The sequence below is a fragment of the uncultured Barnesiella sp. genome (assembly GCF_946496565.1).
In the GTDB taxonomy this organism is placed as follows: Bacteria; Bacteroidota; Bacteroidia; order Bacteroidales; family Barnesiellaceae; genus Barnesiella; species Barnesiella merdigallinarum.
This window is the reverse complement of record NZ_CAMMHD010000020.1, coordinates 34,482-49,757: the sequence shown is the minus strand read 5'-3', so window position 1 is coordinate 49,757 and position 15,276 is coordinate 34,482. Positions and strand designations below refer to the sequence as shown.

Annotated in this window: 14 protein-coding genes; 7 read left to right on the top strand and 7 right to left on the bottom strand. The window is 54.1% G+C overall.

Annotated features, from left to right (window positions below):
* The first annotated feature begins 231 nt into the window (after positions 1-231).
* Both Q1K76_RS10550 and ribF read left to right on the top strand, forming a co-directional pair.
* Positions 232-867 carry an HAD family phosphatase gene (locus Q1K76_RS10550; RefSeq protein ID WP_087407822.1) on the top strand — a complete coding sequence of 212 codons (636 nt, stop codon included), beginning with the start codon at positions 232-234 and terminating at the stop codon, positions 865-867.
* Positions 864-1,787 (top strand): riboflavin biosynthesis protein RibF, encoded by a 924-nt coding sequence (gene ribF / locus Q1K76_RS10545; RefSeq protein WP_087407823.1) that lies wholly within the window; start codon positions 864-866, stop codon positions 1,785-1,787. The genes Q1K76_RS10550 and ribF overlap by 4 nt, the downstream gene beginning before the upstream one ends.
* Before the next feature lie 6 nt (positions 1,788-1,793).
* Here the strand turns inward: ribF and Q1K76_RS10540 are convergent, their stop codons facing one another.
* The 4 genes from Q1K76_RS10540 to xerD form a co-directional block, all read right to left on the bottom strand.
* Positions 1,794-2,519: a hypothetical protein gene (locus tag Q1K76_RS10540; protein ID WP_087407824.1), complete on the bottom strand. Its 726-nt coding sequence runs from the start codon at positions 2,517-2,519 to the stop codon at positions 1,794-1,796.
* Positions 2,520-2,531: 12 nt separating this feature from the next.
* Positions 2,532-4,982 (bottom strand): YfhO family protein, encoded by a 2,451-nt coding sequence (locus Q1K76_RS10535; protein WP_300133196.1) that lies wholly within the window; start codon positions 4,980-4,982, stop codon positions 2,532-2,534.
* A 176-nt stretch (positions 4,983-5,158) separates the two neighbouring features.
* The gene (locus Q1K76_RS10530; RefSeq protein WP_300133194.1) at positions 5,159-6,841 is read right to left on the bottom strand and encodes a tetratricopeptide repeat protein; all 1,683 of its coding nucleotides are present in this window, start codon (positions 6,839-6,841) and stop codon (positions 5,159-5,161) included.
* A 139-nt stretch (positions 6,842-6,980) separates the two neighbouring features.
* Positions 6,981-7,907: a site-specific tyrosine recombinase XerD gene (gene xerD / locus Q1K76_RS10525; RefSeq protein WP_300133191.1), complete on the bottom strand. Its 927-nt coding sequence runs from the start codon at positions 7,905-7,907 to the stop codon at positions 6,981-6,983.
* Between the two features lie 471 nt (positions 7,908-8,378).
* Between xerD and aroQ the strand changes: the two genes are divergently transcribed.
* Genes aroQ through Q1K76_RS10500 form a run of 5 tightly spaced genes read left to right on the top strand, consistent with a single transcriptional unit; the run spans position 8,379 to position 12,558 of the window.
* Positions 8,379-8,804 (top strand): type II 3-dehydroquinate dehydratase, encoded by a 426-nt coding sequence (aroQ, locus tag Q1K76_RS10520; RefSeq protein WP_258327616.1) that lies wholly within the window; start codon positions 8,379-8,381, stop codon positions 8,802-8,804.
* A gap of 13 nt (positions 8,805-8,817) precedes the next feature.
* Positions 8,818-10,284: a pyruvate kinase gene (gene pyk, locus Q1K76_RS10515; RefSeq protein WP_087407829.1), complete on the top strand. Its 1,467-nt coding sequence runs from the start codon at positions 8,818-8,820 to the stop codon at positions 10,282-10,284.
* On the top strand, positions 10,281-10,916 hold the full coding sequence (locus Q1K76_RS10510; protein ID WP_087407830.1) for an O-methyltransferase: 636 nt from the start codon (positions 10,281-10,283) through the stop codon (positions 10,914-10,916). The genes pyk and Q1K76_RS10510 overlap by 4 nt, the downstream gene beginning before the upstream one ends.
* A gap of 55 nt (positions 10,917-10,971) precedes the next feature.
* Positions 10,972-11,307: a 30S ribosome-binding factor RbfA gene (rbfA, locus tag Q1K76_RS10505; protein WP_087407831.1), complete on the top strand. Its 336-nt coding sequence runs from the start codon at positions 10,972-10,974 to the stop codon at positions 11,305-11,307.
* 9 nt (positions 11,308-11,316) lie between these two features.
* Positions 11,317-12,558, top strand: a complete 1,242-nt coding sequence (locus tag Q1K76_RS10500; RefSeq protein ID WP_258327615.1) for an ABC transporter permease — start codon at positions 11,317-11,319, stop codon at positions 12,556-12,558.
* A gap of 115 nt (positions 12,559-12,673) precedes the next feature.
* Here the strand turns inward: Q1K76_RS10500 and Q1K76_RS10495 are convergent, their stop codons facing one another.
* The 3 genes from Q1K76_RS10495 to Q1K76_RS10485 all read right to left on the bottom strand — a co-directional run bounded on the left by Q1K76_RS10495 (position 12,674) and on the right by Q1K76_RS10485 (position 15,162).
* A complete protein-coding gene (locus tag Q1K76_RS10495; RefSeq protein WP_087407833.1) occupies positions 12,674-13,069 on the bottom strand; it encodes an HIT family protein in 396 nt (131 codons plus the stop codon).
* 310 nt (positions 13,070-13,379) lie between these two features.
* Positions 13,380-13,850 (bottom strand): transcription elongation factor GreA, encoded by a 471-nt coding sequence (gene greA, locus Q1K76_RS10490; protein WP_087407834.1) that lies wholly within the window; start codon positions 13,848-13,850, stop codon positions 13,380-13,382.
* A 169-nt stretch (positions 13,851-14,019) separates the two neighbouring features.
* Positions 14,020-15,162 carry a redoxin domain-containing protein gene (locus Q1K76_RS10485; protein ID WP_300133186.1) on the bottom strand — a complete coding sequence of 381 codons (1,143 nt, stop codon included), beginning with the start codon at positions 15,160-15,162 and terminating at the stop codon, positions 14,020-14,022.
* Positions 15,163-15,276 lie beyond the last annotated feature (114 nt).

Here is a 15,276-nt window from a genome sequence, read left to right as displayed (position 1 = left end):
AAAGCCACAAATATTTTGCCGTTTTTTCTCGAAAATATCGCGACGATAGAGTCCGGGCAGAGTTCAACGACAGATATTGCGGCTGAGTCGAGGATTGCCGACGGCTGCCTATCGTGCAATCGAAGCGGCCAGGGCCTCCCGGCAACAGGCCCGAATGTACTAAATTCTCTTTACAAATACCCGATAGCTGCACAAAATTCGCTACTTTTGCATCACTTAACTTGTAGAGCTATGGAGGCTTCATTGACGGGTATTCACAATTTGCTTTTCGACTTGGGCGGGGTGATTATCGACCTCGACCAACAGCAGTGCGTCGATGCGCTGGCGGCGCTGGGCGACACGCAGGCGGCCAACATGCTGGGGCTGTATGGCCAGCAGGGCGAGTTTATGAAACTGGAGGCCGGCGAAATATCGGCGGCCGATTTTCTGGCTTACATGCACCGTCGCATCGGTCGTGACGGGGTGTCGGACCGCGACATCGTCGATGCCATCAACGCGTTTCTCGTAGGTATCCCCGTCGAGCGTCTGCAGTTGTTGCGCCGGTTGCGCAGCCACTACCGGGTGATGATGCTGAGTAACACCAATCCCATCATGTTCGACACGAAGATTGCCGACTGTTTTGCCCAGGAGGGGCTGACGGTGGAGGATTATTTCGACGACATCTACCTCTCTTACCGGCTGAAAGCTTGCAAACCGAATGCCGAGATTTTCGAGAAGGTGATTGCCTCGTCGCACATCGTACCGCAGGAGACGCTCTTCTTCGACGACTCGCAAAAGAACCTCGATGCCGCCGCGGCTCTCGGATTCAAGACTCATCTCGTAACGCCCGACTGCGGCATTATCGACTTTTTCAACTCTCGCCCATGACCACCCGACCGACCGACATAGCTCCGAACCAACCGCTGTTTGCTACGCTGGGCGTATTCGACGGTGTGCACCGCGGCCACCGGGCCGTGATTGCCCGGGTCGAGGCCGAAGCGGCTGCACGTCGACTGGCATCGGCCGTGATTTCGTTTCGCACGCACCCGCAACAGGTGTTGCACCCCGAGGTGCCGTTTCGCCTGCTCACTTCGCCCGACGAACGCGAGGCGTTGCTGCGGCAAACGGGTGTCGACCGCGTGATTTTTCTCGACTTTACCCGCGAGATGTCCATGCTCTCGGCCTTCGACTTCCTTCGGGTGCTGTCGTCGCAGTACCGGGTCAAGGGGCTGATTATCGGCTACGACCATCGATTCGGTCACAATCGGGCCGAGGGATTCGACGACTATGTGAAATATGGCAAGGAGCTGGGGATGGAGATTCTACACGCCGAGGAGCTGGTGACCGACGCCGGGCCGGTGAGCTCGTCGATCATTCGCAAGCTGCTGTTGCAGGGCGACCTGGCCACAGCCAACCACCTGCTGTCATACCCCTATACGCTTCACGGGCATGTGGTGAACGGTTTTCATGTGGGGCGCGAGCTGGGATTCCCCACGGCCAATATCGACATCGACTACCCCGATAAGCTGATTCCGGCAAACGGGGTATATGCCGTGCGGATTGTACGGGCCGACGGACATCGCTACGGCGGCATGCTCAACATCGGCAACCGCCCTACCCTGAACCGCCCCAACGACTACTGTATCGAGGCCAATATCTTCGACTTCGCAGGCAATCTCTATGGCGAGGCTTTAGCGGTGGAGCTGGTGCAGTATATACGCCCCGAACAGACGTTTGCCCACATCGAGGCACTGCAGGCCCAACTGGTAGCCGACGAGGCCGCCATCCGCAAAATTCTGGCCGAATAGGCCCCCTTACAACGATACCTGATAATCCTGTTTGTTCAGTTTGGGATTGCAGCAGACAAACCCCACATTTTTCATGTCGACCGTCACGCGCACCCGCTCGTCCTTGAGGAGCGACTCCCACCACTCTTTCACCGCACTATTCCGGCGAATGCCGTCGATTATCAATATCGAAGGCTTGTCGAGCGCCGGGTCGAGCAACCGGGGCAACGCCCGATACTGAGCCTTGGGCAGACGATTGACCACGATATAGAAACCCTCGTGCTCACCGGCCAGATAATCGGGGAGTGCAATGGCATGAGGTTCCCGCACAAATTCGGCCTGCTCGCCGGCCTCGGCAAAGAGCTGTTCGGCAAAACTGCCAATCTCGGCATTCGGCTCGACTATCGTCAGACGTGCCGAACGCTCGGCCAGCCGCAAATAGAGCGACGAGATGCCCCACGAAGAGCCTATCTCGAGAATGTCGTCGGGCCGGAAGAAGTTGGTCAGCCGGAAAAAGAGACGCCCCCGGCTCTTGGAGATGAGCCGTCGCTGCCGTTTCTGCCGCCGCTGAAGGGCATCGATGACACGAGCACGAGCTATTGCCTCTACATCATCATAGGCATAATAACGGGCCTTCTCGCGTATCACCTTCGTGATGAGACGAAAGGCAAAGGGCGAGTGGATGCCGAACCCCCAGGCTTGACGCATGCGGCTCATCGGCGAGGTATACTCCTTCCAGAACTTCTTCTGCATAGACTACGGCTTTTAGGCTTGCGGTACCGATTTACGACGACGCCAATAGACTACCCCCGTGCCCACAAAGCCGGCCAGGATGAGGAAGAGCGACACATAGGCAATGGCTTCGGTCGTATGTACCGAGGGCGGGTCGAACCGGAATATCACTTCGTGTTCGCCGGCCGGCAGATTGACAGCCCGCAACACGTAGTTTACACGCGCCATATCGATGGGTTTCCCGTCGACAGTCACCTGCCAGCCCCAAGGGAAATAAATCTCGGAGAAGACCGCTAAACCGCCTTGTTGCGAACGGTAGCGATAGGTGAGCTCGTCGGGCTTGTAGGCAGTCTCGTAGATGGTGTCACCGGCTGCGGGGGGAACCACCTTGTCGCCAATCTCCCGGGCAAAGCGGCGATCGGCCACCGCCGTGTGCGACGGGTCGAAGTCGGTAATGGCTGCCATCTCGGCATCGGCATTGTCGACCCACTCGACCTCCGATACAAACCAGGCGTTGCCCAGCGCTCCGGGGTTGCGCACGACGGTCTCGCGCCCATCCTCGAGCGGCTGTATGATGTAGCGGGTATTGAGCATGTTCAGTACCACCATGTTGCCATTGACGAGCTGACGGTCTATCAGGTCTTGATAGCGGCGCAATTTGGCGGCGTGGTAGCCGCCGACCGACTTGTGGTAATACGACGTGCGGGGCTCGTTGAAACTGGCTGCCAGCGTCTCGCCGGCCGCCGCATTGAGCACCCGGTAATTCATGTCCTTGTCTTGCAGGATATAGCGGTCGGCATCGGTCATGGGGAAGGGATTGGTCTTGCGGGCCGGTGTCACGAAGTTGTCGCTGTTGAGGTAGCGCTTGTTGACCGGATACATATCGCCTACCAGAATCACCGCCAGGGCCACCATGGCCACGGTAGCACTCACCTTCTTCCGATTGAGCAGCCACAGCACGGCAAAGCCCAGCACCACGATGATGAACGATCGCCAGGCATCGGCCGTGAAGATAGCCTTGCGGGCTTCGGCCACACCGGCAAAGAGTTCGGCATAACCGGGTTGACCGGCGGCTTCGCGCTCATAGTCTTTCAAGAAGGTATCGAAGAGGCCAGGGGCCAGAGCCGCCAGCAGAGCGATACCGGCCACAATGCCGCCGCTCAGGTAGAACCACCGTTTCTCACGCGAGAGTATCGACGGGTCGTCGAATATCTTTTTCAGCGCCAGCACGGCCAGCAGCGGCATGCAGAACTCGGCCACCACCAAGATGCTCGACACCGTACGGAATCGGTTGTACATGGGGAAGTAATCGATAAACCAGTCGGTGAGCCACATCATGTTCTTACCCCACGAGAGCATGACGGTCAGAATCGTCACCACCAGCAAGGCCCACTTGAGCGGCGTGCGCACGATGAAGCAACCCAGCACGAAGAGGAAGAAGATGAGGGCACCCACATAGACCGGTCCCGAGGTAAAGGGCTGGTCGCCCCAGTAACGATCGAGTTGCGACAGGTAGGGACGAATCTCGGGATTGGCCGCCTTCACCGCCCGCTCGCTCTCAGAGAGCGGACCGCTGGCACCACCCTTGCTGTCGGGAATCAGGAGGGTGAGAGTCTCCATCTTGCCGTAGCTCCACTGGGTGATATACTCTTTGTCCAGACCGCTTCCGGCCGGTTTGGCCACCTTGTCGCCATCGGGCGAAGAGAGCTCGGTATGGCCTCCACGCATCGACTCTTTGGAATATTTGTAGGTGTGATACAGATTCGAAGCATTGGCACCCACGGCCAGCACGGCAGCTACCAGCAACACGCCGGTGGCCTTGAAAAAGCGCGGCATGGTGTGCGAGCGGTAGTGCTCCACGCCATAGGCAACGACTACGGCACAGATGACAAAGAGGAAGTAGTAGGACATCTGCACGTGGTTCGACATGATTTGCAACGCGCCGAAGAGTGCCGCCAGGGCTCCACCCAACAGATAGCGCCCCCGATAGGCCAGAATGATGCCGGCAATCGTAGGGGGAATGTAGGCGAGCGTGATGAACTTCCAGATATGGCCCGCCGCAATAATGATGAAGAAGTAGGACGAAAAGGCATAAGCCACCGCACCGAAGGCCGCCAGATACCACCGCACGTTGAGCGTGAGCAGCAGAATATAGAAGCCCAGCATCATGATGAAGACCAGCGACACGGGCGATACCAGCCACAGGTTATAGACGTGCTGCAACCCCTTCAGCGGAGCGTTGCTCGAGTAGGTGGGTGCAATCTGGAAGGTAGGCATACCCGAGAATACCGAGCCGGTCCAGCGAGGCATTTCGCCCGTTTGCTCGGCGTAGGTCTTGGCTTCGTGGCCTATGGCCAACCCCTGCTGGGTATCGTGTTGGAACAGAATCTTGCCTTCGACAACGTCGGGCGAGAAATAGATAAACGACAAGACGACAAACAACAGGACCGGCAAGAGGGCCCAAAGGTTCTTATGACTTTTCATTGTTACGAATCTGTATTTTTTTTGCAAATGTACAAGTTTAACCGTAATTATCACGCTCCCAGGCGAACAAACTGAAACAAAAACCCTCTTTCAGGCAACTTTGCCTTTCGGAGAAAAAAGAGGGCCGGGGTTGCACATGCAACCTCGGCCCTATGATGGTCTATTTATCTGCTAACTTATTTTACAAGCGAAGCGATGTCGAATTTGGCAAATTCAAGATCGGTAGCAGCTTGTTGAGCTTTTGCAGAATCCATGCTGATAGCTTTCTTCAGGTTCGAAACAACCATTTGTTCGTTGTTGGTACGAGCACCCAGAACAGCCATCAGGTAGTAAGTATTGGCATTGGGAGTTTCAACACCGGCCAGCGTAGCTTTAGCCTTGCTGTAATCTTTTACCAAGATTTGAGCCAGAGCGGCGTTGTTCGATTTAACATCGCCAAATGCTTTTACGGCTGCGTTGTAGTCGCCTTTCTTCATGTAGAATACACCCAGAGCTTCGTTGAGTTCCTCAACACCGGCCGATTTGCCAAAGGCTTGTTCGGCGGCAGCGTAATCGCTGTTCGAGAGAGCGATCAAACCTTGGTTCATAGCCACCTCGGGAGTATTGGGAGCGATGCGGGCAGCCTTGTCGAAGTTAGCTTTGGCAGCAGCGAGGTCGCCTTCTTCGTATTGAACCATACCCAGGTTGTTGTAACCACGGTAGTCGTTCGGATAGATTTCAACTACTTTCGTATAGATGGCAGCTTTCTCTTTGTTGGTCTTAACCAGCGTAGCAGCGTAGAGCAGTTCGTCAACCGAGAGGGCTTTAGCATCTTCTTGAGCCAGTTTCGAGATTTCCTCGTCCGATTTACCGATTACGTTCACCGAAGCCGTGATTCTCGAATAACGCAGTTGCGGGAGAATCTCCTCGGCCAATACTTTGAATACCGACGACATGTTCTTGATTTCACGTTCGCGTTGTTCGGGGTCGGAGTACATCGAAAGTACGTTCAGGATGAGCTCTTTGTCTTGGATGTTCGATTTCGAAACCAGTTCTTGGAAACCTTCCCAGTCTTGAGCCGTAAATTCGGCAGTCATGTCGGCTTCAACTTTGTCTTTCTTCAAGCTCTTCTTCATGTAGTTAACCGTATTCTTCTCACGGTTCTCGGCCAGCGTGGTATTCAGTTTCACACCACCATCAGGCGAAGCGTAAGACGAAATGTTGATGTTGGTCAACTCTTTGTTGGGAGCCTCGGCAGCAGCGTTGATTTCGTTGTGGAGAGCTTTCATCTCTTCCGATTTCAGTTGCTCGGCACGCAGGTTGGCCTGTTGGATGAGGAACATGATGTCGGCCGAGTAGGTCTCTTTGATAATACGTTGGAACTTGTCGGGCGTGATAGCGGGGTTCACCTCTTGAGCGTTGGCGATTTCGGCCGTAGAAACGACACCCTCGGCAACCGTTACACGAGGCAATTCATACGTTTTGTTACCTCTTTGAACTTTGAAAGCCAGTTGCAGTTCCGATTTACGCATCTCGGGAATGTATTTGAAATTTACAGGCATGGAAACAACACCACCCATTTTGTACGAAATGGCTTGGTCGTTACCTTCTACCTTTTCCCCTTGATAAACAAACGGAGTACCGGCAGTTTCACCCTCGGCGTAAACCAGGTAGGGAGTTACTGTAACTACCGATTTCTTATCGAAATACTTTTCAGGGAAAGTTCCCGTAATGGTTGCAGGAACCTGGCCACCTACTACTTCAAGAGGAGAAGGGGTCACCGTAAAATAATCGGCCGATAACGGCTTCATGTCTTTGTTACACCCTACAAATGCCAATGTCATGAGAAGCATTAGGGGAAGATAGATTTTCTTAATCATAATAATAATTGTTTGGTTACACTTATTTTTGAAATATTTCCTTTCCTATTTTGAAGAACAGAATTAGTGCATTTCATATTTAAAGGCAAAAATAAACAAAAATAGAACACTCTCACTATTTTTATACAAATTTTTTTCTCTAACCCCCTTTATTGGGGGCTTTCCGCTGGTTTCGGGGATGATATTGCAAGATTTCCTGCCGCAGGAACTGCCTGTCGAGGTGGGTATATATCTCGGTGGTGGTGATGCTCTCGTGCCCCAACATCTGTTGAATGGCCCGCAGGTTGGCCCCCCCCTCGAGCAGGTGGGTGGCAAAGGTATGACGCAGCGTGTGGGGGCTCACCTGCTTGCGAATGCCACACCGCTCGCAGGCCCGTTTCACAATATAGTAGACCATCACCCGGGTAAGCTTCGCCCCCCGCCGGTTCAAAAACAGAATATCCTCGCTGCCCCGCTTGATGTCGAGCTCCCGCCGGTCTTCCATATAGAGGTTTATCTCGCGTATCGCGTTCTGCGAGATAGGAACGAGGCGACGCTTCTCGCCCTTGCCCTCGACAATGATATAACCGTCGGTCAAATAGAGATCGGAGATACGCAGCCCCACCAGCTCCGACACCCGCAACCCGCAACCATAGAGGGTCTCGATGATGGCTCGGTTGCGACGGTCCTCGGGTTGCGACAGGTCGAACGACTCGACCATACGGTCTACCTCATCGACCGTGAGCACATCGGGCAACTTCACCCCCAGCTTCGGACTCTCGATCCACTCCGAAGGGTCGTTCTCGATGAGCTTCTCCAACTTCAGGAAACCGAAAAACGACTTGATTCCCGAGATGATGCGAGCCTGCGACCGGGCTCCGATGCCCAGGTCTTGCAACGTGCATACAAACCGGTGCAGGTCGTCGCCGGTAACCTGACTCCAATCGAGATTCTCGGTCTGAATAAAATCCACAAGCTTCTCGACATCGCATTGATAGCCCTCTACCGTATTGGTGGAAAGCCCTCGTTCCAACTTCAAATAGCGCCCAAAACGCTTCAACAAATTATCTGCATCGACTTTTGGCATACTCTTTTTATCCGATATATCATTTTTTTCCGTAATTTTGCCCTATCTTAGGGAGAATATCCCGGAGCATCGGCTTTCAGGGCAAAGATAGTGAAAGGCGAGTGCAGAAAAATCAAACTCGTTTGAGATTTTTTGCCGAGCCGCATCCTGTCTTATCTAAAGATAGTGAAAAGCGAGTGCAGAGACAAACCGAAACCCAGTTTCGTGTTTGGGTTATGCCGAGCCGACTCCTATCTTCTGTAAAGATAGTGAAAGGCGAGTGCAGAAAAATCAAACTCGTTTGAGATTTTTTTGCCGAGCCGCATCCTGTCTTATCTAAAAGATAGCGAAAGGCGAGTGCAGAGACAACTGAAAACAAAACTTTCAAATTGGACTATGCCGAGCCGTATCCTATCGCATCGAATCTAAATAGACAAAAAGGCCGGAGGGACAATCGGCAGAGAGACTCTCCGTACAAAAAAGATTGTTATTATGGATATACTCATTATCAACGGGCCCAACCTCAACTTGTTGGGCAAACGGGAAAAGAGCATTTACGGGGAAAAAAGTTTCGACGACTTTCTCGGCGAGTTGCAACAGCGCTATGCCGACCACCGCATCGGCTATTTCCAGTCCAATATCGAGGGCGAACTCATCGACAAGATTCAAGAGGCGGGGTTCTCTTGCGACGGCATCGTGCTCAATGCCGGAGCCTACACCCACACCTCCATCGCCTTGAGCGATGCCATACGTGCCGTACCGGCCCCCGTGGTCGAGGTACACATCTCCAATATCCACGCCCGCGAGGAGTACCGCCACAAATCCATGATAGCGGCAGCCGTTGCCGGCTCGATTATCGGGTTCGGACTCGACTCGTACCGACTTGCCATCGAGGCTTTGATTGAAAAAAAACGATAAACCCCTTTCACCTATGTCCAAATACACGAAAATAGTAGCGACCATATCCGACTCGCGCTGCGATGTCGACTTCATCAAACAACTCTACGACAACGGCATGAATGTCGTTCGTATGAACTCGGCCCACCTGCAGGAAGAGGGATTCCGCAAAATCATCGACAACGTGCGCGCCGTCTCCAACAAAATAGCCATCCTGATGGATACCAAGGGCCCCGAGGTGCGCACCACCGCACTGGCCGACGGTAACAATCTGTCGTTTGTCACGGGCGACTTCGTGCGCATTACCGGCCGCGAGGGGACCCTCACCGGCCACGGATACATCGGGGTAAGCTACCCCAACTTTGCCCAAGACCTGGAGGTGGGCAGCCACATCCTCATCGACGACGGCGAACTCGAGTTCATCGTACGCGGCAAAGAGAACGACGAACTGCTGTGCGAGTCGCTCAACAACGGCGAACTGGGAGCCCGCAAGAGTGTCAACGTGCCGGGCGTGCGCATCAACCTCCCCTCGCTCACCGAGCGCGACATCCGCAACATCCGCTATGCCATCAAGCAGGAAATCGACTTCATTGCCCACTCGTTCGTGCGCAGCAAACAGGATGTGCTCGACATTCAGGCCATTCTCGACGAGTATAAGAGCCCGATCAAGATTATCGCCAAAATCGAAAACCAGGAGGGTGTGGACAACATCGACGAGATACTCGAGGCCGCATACGGCGTGATGGTAGCCCGCGGCGACCTGGGTATCGAGGTACCCCAGGAGAAGATTCCCGGCATCCAGGCCCGCCTCATCAAGAAGTGCATCCAGGCCAAAAAGCCGGTTATCGTCGCCACCCAGATGCTCCACTCGATGATCAAGAACCCCCGGCCCACCCGTGCCGAGGTAACTGACATAGCCAACGCCATCTACCAGCACACCGACGCCCTCATGCTCAGCGGCGAGACGGCCTACGGCAAATATCCCGTCGAGGCGGTAGCCACCATGGCCCGCGTAGCCGAGGAGGCCGAAAACAACAAGCTCACCGAGAGCAACATCCGGGTCATTTCGTCGGCCGACGAACCCGACGTCACCTCGTTCCTGGCCAAACAGGCGGTAAAGACCTTCAACAAACTGGGTACAAAGGCCATCATCACCGACAGCTATACGGGCCGCACCGCCCGCTATGTGGCTGCCTACCGGGGACGCTACCCGGTGCTGGCTCTCTGCTACTACGAGCGCACCATACGGTTGCTGGCTCTCTCTTACGGCGTATTCCCCCTCTATCAGGAGCGCACCCGCACCTCGCGCGAATACCTGTTCAACGGTCTGAACCACCTCATGGAGCTGCACCTCATCGACCGCGACGACCTTATTGCCTACCTGGGCGGAGGATTCGGCGAAGGAAAAGGCACCACATTCCTCGAGATAAACCGGATAAGCGAAGTGCTCGACAACTTCAACCACTATACCTTGCCCAATATCGAAGACGCCGAAGCATGACCCGCGAACTGGAAGAGTACATATTGACCCACATCGACCCCGAGGACGAACTGCTTGCCGCGCTCGACCGGAATACGCACCTGTATCACCTGCGGCCCCGCATGGTGTCGGGCCATCTGCAAGGGCGCATTCTCAAGATGTTCTGTCGCATGATGCGGCCGCACCGCATCCTCGAGCTGGGCACCTTCACCGGCTACTCGGCCCTCTGCCTGGCCGAGGGGTTGTGCGAAGGGGGCGAAGTGCATACCATCGAAATCGACGACGAAATCGAAGACTTCACCCGCAGCTACTTCGACCGCTCGCCCGTAGGCGACCGTATCAAACTGTACATAGGCGACGCCTGCGAGATTGTCCCCTCCCTTGCCGACACCTACGACCTCGTGTTTATCGACGCCAACAAGCGCGACTATCTGAAGTATTACGAGCTGGTGTTGCCCAAGGTGCGGCCGGGGGGTATCATCCTGGCCGACAATACCCTGTGGGACGGCAAGGTGGTGACCGACCCGCACAGCCGCGACGCCCAAACGGTGGGCATCGAACGCTTCAACGACTTCGTCGCCACCGACAACCGGGTAGAGAAGGTGATTCTGCCCCTGCGCGACGGGCTCACCATTTTGTGGAAAAAACCGTAATGCCACACAATCTTTACCCACTCAACTTGGTTATATCTAAAAAAAGGAGCTATATATGGAAACAACACGACAGAACAAAATAAGCCGCCTGCTGCAGAAGGAGCTGAGCGACATTTTTCTGGGCGAAACCCGCAAGACCCACGGCATCATCATCTCGGTGAGCGTGGTACGCGTCAGCCCCGACCTGAGTACGGCCAAAGCCTACCTGAGCATCTTCCCGCCCGAAAAGAGCGCCGAAATGATTGCCAACATCAACGCCAACGCCAAGACCATACGCTACGAACTGTCGCAGCGCGTGCGCTTCCAGTTGCGAAAGACGCCCGAACTCTCGTTCTTCCTCGACGACTCGCTCGACTACATCGAGAATATCGACTCGCTGTTGAAAAAATAGCGTATACCGATGAGTCGGCTCTCCCGCAAAATTGCCTGGCGCTACCTCTTCTCCAAGAAGTCGCACAGCGCCATCAATGCCATATCGATCGTATCGGTGTGCGGGGTGGCCATTACCACGCTGGCACTCATCTGCACCCTGTCGGTCTACAACGGATTCACGCAGCTGATCGGGTCGCTCTACTCGCAGATAGACCCGCAAATCAAGATTACTCCGCGTGAGGGGAAAACGCTCGATACCGAGGCTCCCGAGCTGAAACAGATAGCCTCATGGCCCGAGGTGGCCATCGTCTCGCCCGTCATCGAGGAGAATGCCCTGTGCCAATACAAGGACCGCCAGCAACCGGTGCTGGTAAAAGGGGTTCCCGACAACTATACCCAGCTGTCGCACATCGAGGAGCTTATCACCAGCGGCACCTTCATGCTCAACGACGGGCGAGTCGACTATGTATCGCTGGGCATAGGCATTGCCGCCCAACTGGGTATCGCCACCAACACCCCCTACCCCGTAGAGCTCTATGCTCCCAACCGGCTGGGACGGGTCAATCTGGCCAACCCGGCACAATCGTTCAACAGCAGGCGTTTCTTCGTGGCCGGCGTCTTCTGCTCCAACCAGGCCATCTACGACGACCAACTGGTGATTCTGCCCCTGGCCACCGCCCGCGAGATGTTCAGCTACACCACCGAGGCAACCGCCATCGAGCTGCGCCTCGCTCCCGACTACACCGAGCATGCCGTGGCCCAGAAGCTGAAAGAGACTTTGGGCGACTCGTACCGCGTGGCGACCCACATCGAGCAGAACGACTGGTACAAGTGGGTACAGATTGAGAAGTGGATTACCTTCCTCATCCTCTCGTTTATCCTGATGATTGCCACCTTCAACGTAATAGGCGCCCTCTCGATGCTCATCATCGACAAGAAACGCGACATCGACACCCTGCAAAAACTGGGAGCCGACGACCGACTCATCTCGCGCATATTCCTGGCCGAGGGGTGGCTCATCTCGGCTATCGGGGCCGGTTCGGGCCTCATTCTGGGGGTAATACTCTGCTACCTGCAACAGGAGTACGGGTTGCTGAAGCTGGGCAGCACCGAGGGTATGTTCATCACCGACGCCTACCCCGTACGGCTCGAACTGTTCGACACGCTGGCCGTCACCGCCATCGTCCTCATCCTGGGCTTCGTTACCGCCTGGTATCCTGCCAAGTTTCTGCGCAAGCGCCTGCTCGCCGAGAAATCAAATAGAGAGTAACCTCTGGCACGCATACCTACCTCTTTAATATATACTTATCCCATACCAACATACCAACAGGGCGGCCCAAAACTGTTTTTGAGCCGCCCCGTCGTTATCTTGGTCTATCTCCTCATCACTTCATTTCGCGAGCAATCGCATCGGCAATAGACTGCATTTCGGCAGCGTCGAGCGACAGCTTGTCGCGGAAGAAATTCATATCGGACTCGTGGTTGATAGGCACCAGATGAATGTGCGTATGAGGCACTTCGAGACCCATCACGGCCACACCTACCCGTTTACAGGGCACGGCCTTCTCGATAGCCCGGGCCACCCGTTTGGCGAAGCGGGTGAGACCTACATAAGCCTCGTCGTCGAGATCGAAGATATAGTCGACCTCCTTTTTCGGAATCACCAGCGTATGCCCTTTGGCTACGGGATTGATGTCGAGGAATGCAAAATAATTCTCGTCCTCGGCTACTTTGTAGCACGGAATTTCACCGGCTACAATACGACTGAAAATGGTTGCCATGGTTTCTTGTTTTTTAGTTGTTACAAAGATAGTGAAAGGTGAGAGTAGAGGCAAAGGAAAACGCAGTTTTCAACTTTGACTATGCCGAACCGACTCCTATCTTATTCAAAGATAGTGAAAGGCGGGAGCAGAGGCAAAAAGAAAACAAACTTTTCATCTTGGAGTTGTGTCGGAGCTGCTCCTGTCGGCGACAAGATAGGGAAAGGGAACAAAAAAAAGCGTTCTCCCGCTCTGCAAACTATAGGAGAGAGCGGGAGAACGCCTGTGACAAAAAAGCCGATATGCAACGTGTGCACACCGGCCTATGGGGTTAAATGGAAATATCTACAATCTCGAACGACATCAGGCCCGAAGGAACCTGAATCTCAACGATGTCGCCAACCTGCTTGCCCAGCAGACCCTTGGCGATAGGTGTCGTGGCCGAAATCTTGCCTTCACGCAGATTGGCCTCCGACTCCGACACGATGGTATATTTCATTACCGCGCCATTCTTGACATTCTTGATAGTTACGGTGTTCAAGATTTGCACCGTGTGGGTGTTCAACTTGCTCTCATCGATGAAACGGGCGTTGGCCACGAGATCTTTCAACTGCGAGATTTTCATTTCGAGCATGCCCTGTGCCTCTTTGGCAGCATCATACTCGGCATTTTCCGAGAGGTCACCTTTGTCGCGAGCTTCGCCAATCGCACGAGAGATTTCGGGACGCTTCACATTTTCGAGATAAGCTATCTCTTCCATCAGTTTTTTGTAACCTTCTTCGGTCATGTACGTAATAGCCATAATTTTACTCCTATAGTGTTTATAAATTATTATTCCATATTAAACAAAAAAGAAATCCCGCCGTTAGCCGGGACTCCTTTTTGTGCTTTCACTGTGACAAAGATACGCCCTTTTTTTAATCTTCCAAAAAAAAACGCCGAGAATCGTCAAAAGTTTACTTGTCGGCTCATTAGAGACGCGATTGTATAGCAGCCTCGATTTCACCCACTTTCTCGATGCGTTTCACAATGCCGTCGTTCTTGTCGATGACGAAACAGGTAGGCAAGTTCTTCACATTATAGATAGCGGCGTTGCGCGAATAGACACTCTGCGGATCGCGCACGCACACCCACGGCAGATTGTCGGCAGCTACCTTCCACGACTGTTCGTCGGCATCGAGCGAAACCTGATAGATCTGGAGACCACGGCTCCTGTATTTCTTGTAGAGTTCGGCCAGCTTCATATTGTAAGCCGGGGAATAATCGGTCTGGTAAGCGGTGAAACTGAGAAGCACCACCTTATTGGCTTCCACCTGCTCGCCCAAGGTCTGCTTGCGACCCAACTGGTCATACAGTTCCACGTCGATATACGAGGTAGTCTCTGCCTCGATATTGGCCTCGTTGCTCTGGCGGGCAGCTCGCTCGGCAGCGATGGCTTCCAGTGTCATCTGCTTCAACTGCTTGGCGCGGGGCGACTCGGGATAGTGCATATCGAAACTCGTAGCCACGGCGGCAATCAACTTGCGGTCTTCGGCATTGTAAGGGTCGAATACCCGACTGCCGTTAATCTCCTGGAACACGATATAATAAGCGGCGGCCGATGCCGGATTCTCCAGCACCAGGTTGAGCATCTTCTCCTTGTACTCGGCCAAAGCCTGAATAGCTTGTGCCCGCAAGGTATCGACCTGGTTGCTGTTGGCCGATACAGCTTTGTTGAGTTCATTGATGCGACGTTTCAACTTACCGCTCTCGTCGGTCACGATGCGCATCTTGGTACACTCGTCCGAACCGGTCAGTTCGTAGCCGTCGGCAAAATCGGTAGCCCGGGCCGAGAACGACAGCGTCTCGGTAGAGTCGACGGCAAAATGAACCAGAGCCCCATTCAACCGCAGCTGATAAAACTCGGGATATTGCGGTGCCTCTTGTTTGAATTTGAAAGCGCCCTTGTCGTCGAGAGTCACCGAGTCGAGCGCCACAGGCTGTCCCGTAGCCAGCGATTCGAGGTAAAGCATTTGTCCGTGAGCACCCGTCACGTCGCCTTCGATGGTAAACTGCCGCTTGCTACACGAGGTAACAGCCACGGCTATCGCACATAAAAATATCCACTTTCTCATTGTTTCAGATTTTAAGTTCATGGCCATCTCCCCTTGGAGAAAACCAGTTACAAAGATATGTTTTTTTTCACACATTCCAATGCCTCGGTGCCTCTGTACCAAAAGCAAAATGAA

Bases quoted from the DNA above. Each gene is read 5' to 3' on its own strand.
- Q1K76_RS10550 (WP_087407822.1), top strand. From the start codon at position 232: ATGGAGGCTTCATTGACGGGTATTCACAATTTGCTTTTCGACTTGGGC.
- ribF (WP_087407823.1), top strand. From the start codon at position 864: ATGACCACCCGACCGACCGACATAGCTCCGAACCAACCGCTGTTTGCT.
- Q1K76_RS10540 (WP_087407824.1), bottom strand. From the start codon at position 2,519: ATGCAGAAGAAGTTCTGGAAGGAGTATACCTCGCCGATGAGCCGCATG.
- Q1K76_RS10535 (WP_300133196.1), bottom strand. From the start codon at position 4,982: ATGAAAAGTCATAAGAACCTTTGGGCCCTCTTGCCGGTCCTGTTGTTT.
- Q1K76_RS10530 (WP_300133194.1), bottom strand. From the start codon at position 6,841: ATGATTAAGAAAATCTATCTTCCCCTAATGCTTCTCATGACATTGGCA.
- xerD (WP_300133191.1), bottom strand. From the start codon at position 7,907: ATGCCAAAAGTCGATGCAGATAATTTGTTGAAGCGTTTTGGGCGCTAT.
- aroQ (WP_258327616.1), top strand. From the start codon at position 8,379: ATGGATATACTCATTATCAACGGGCCCAACCTCAACTTGTTGGGCAAA.
- pyk (WP_087407829.1), top strand. From the start codon at position 8,818: ATGTCCAAATACACGAAAATAGTAGCGACCATATCCGACTCGCGCTGC.
- Q1K76_RS10510 (WP_087407830.1), top strand. From the start codon at position 10,281: ATGACCCGCGAACTGGAAGAGTACATATTGACCCACATCGACCCCGAG.
- rbfA (WP_087407831.1), top strand. From the start codon at position 10,972: ATGGAAACAACACGACAGAACAAAATAAGCCGCCTGCTGCAGAAGGAG.
- Q1K76_RS10500 (WP_258327615.1), top strand. From the start codon at position 11,317: ATGAGTCGGCTCTCCCGCAAAATTGCCTGGCGCTACCTCTTCTCCAAG.
- Q1K76_RS10495 (WP_087407833.1), bottom strand. From the start codon at position 13,069: ATGGCAACCATTTTCAGTCGTATTGTAGCCGGTGAAATTCCGTGCTAC.
- greA (WP_087407834.1), bottom strand. From the start codon at position 13,850: ATGGCTATTACGTACATGACCGAAGAAGGTTACAAAAAACTGATGGAA.
- Q1K76_RS10485 (WP_300133186.1), bottom strand. From the start codon at position 15,162: ATGAGAAAGTGGATATTTTTATGTGCGATAGCCGTGGCTGTTACCTCG.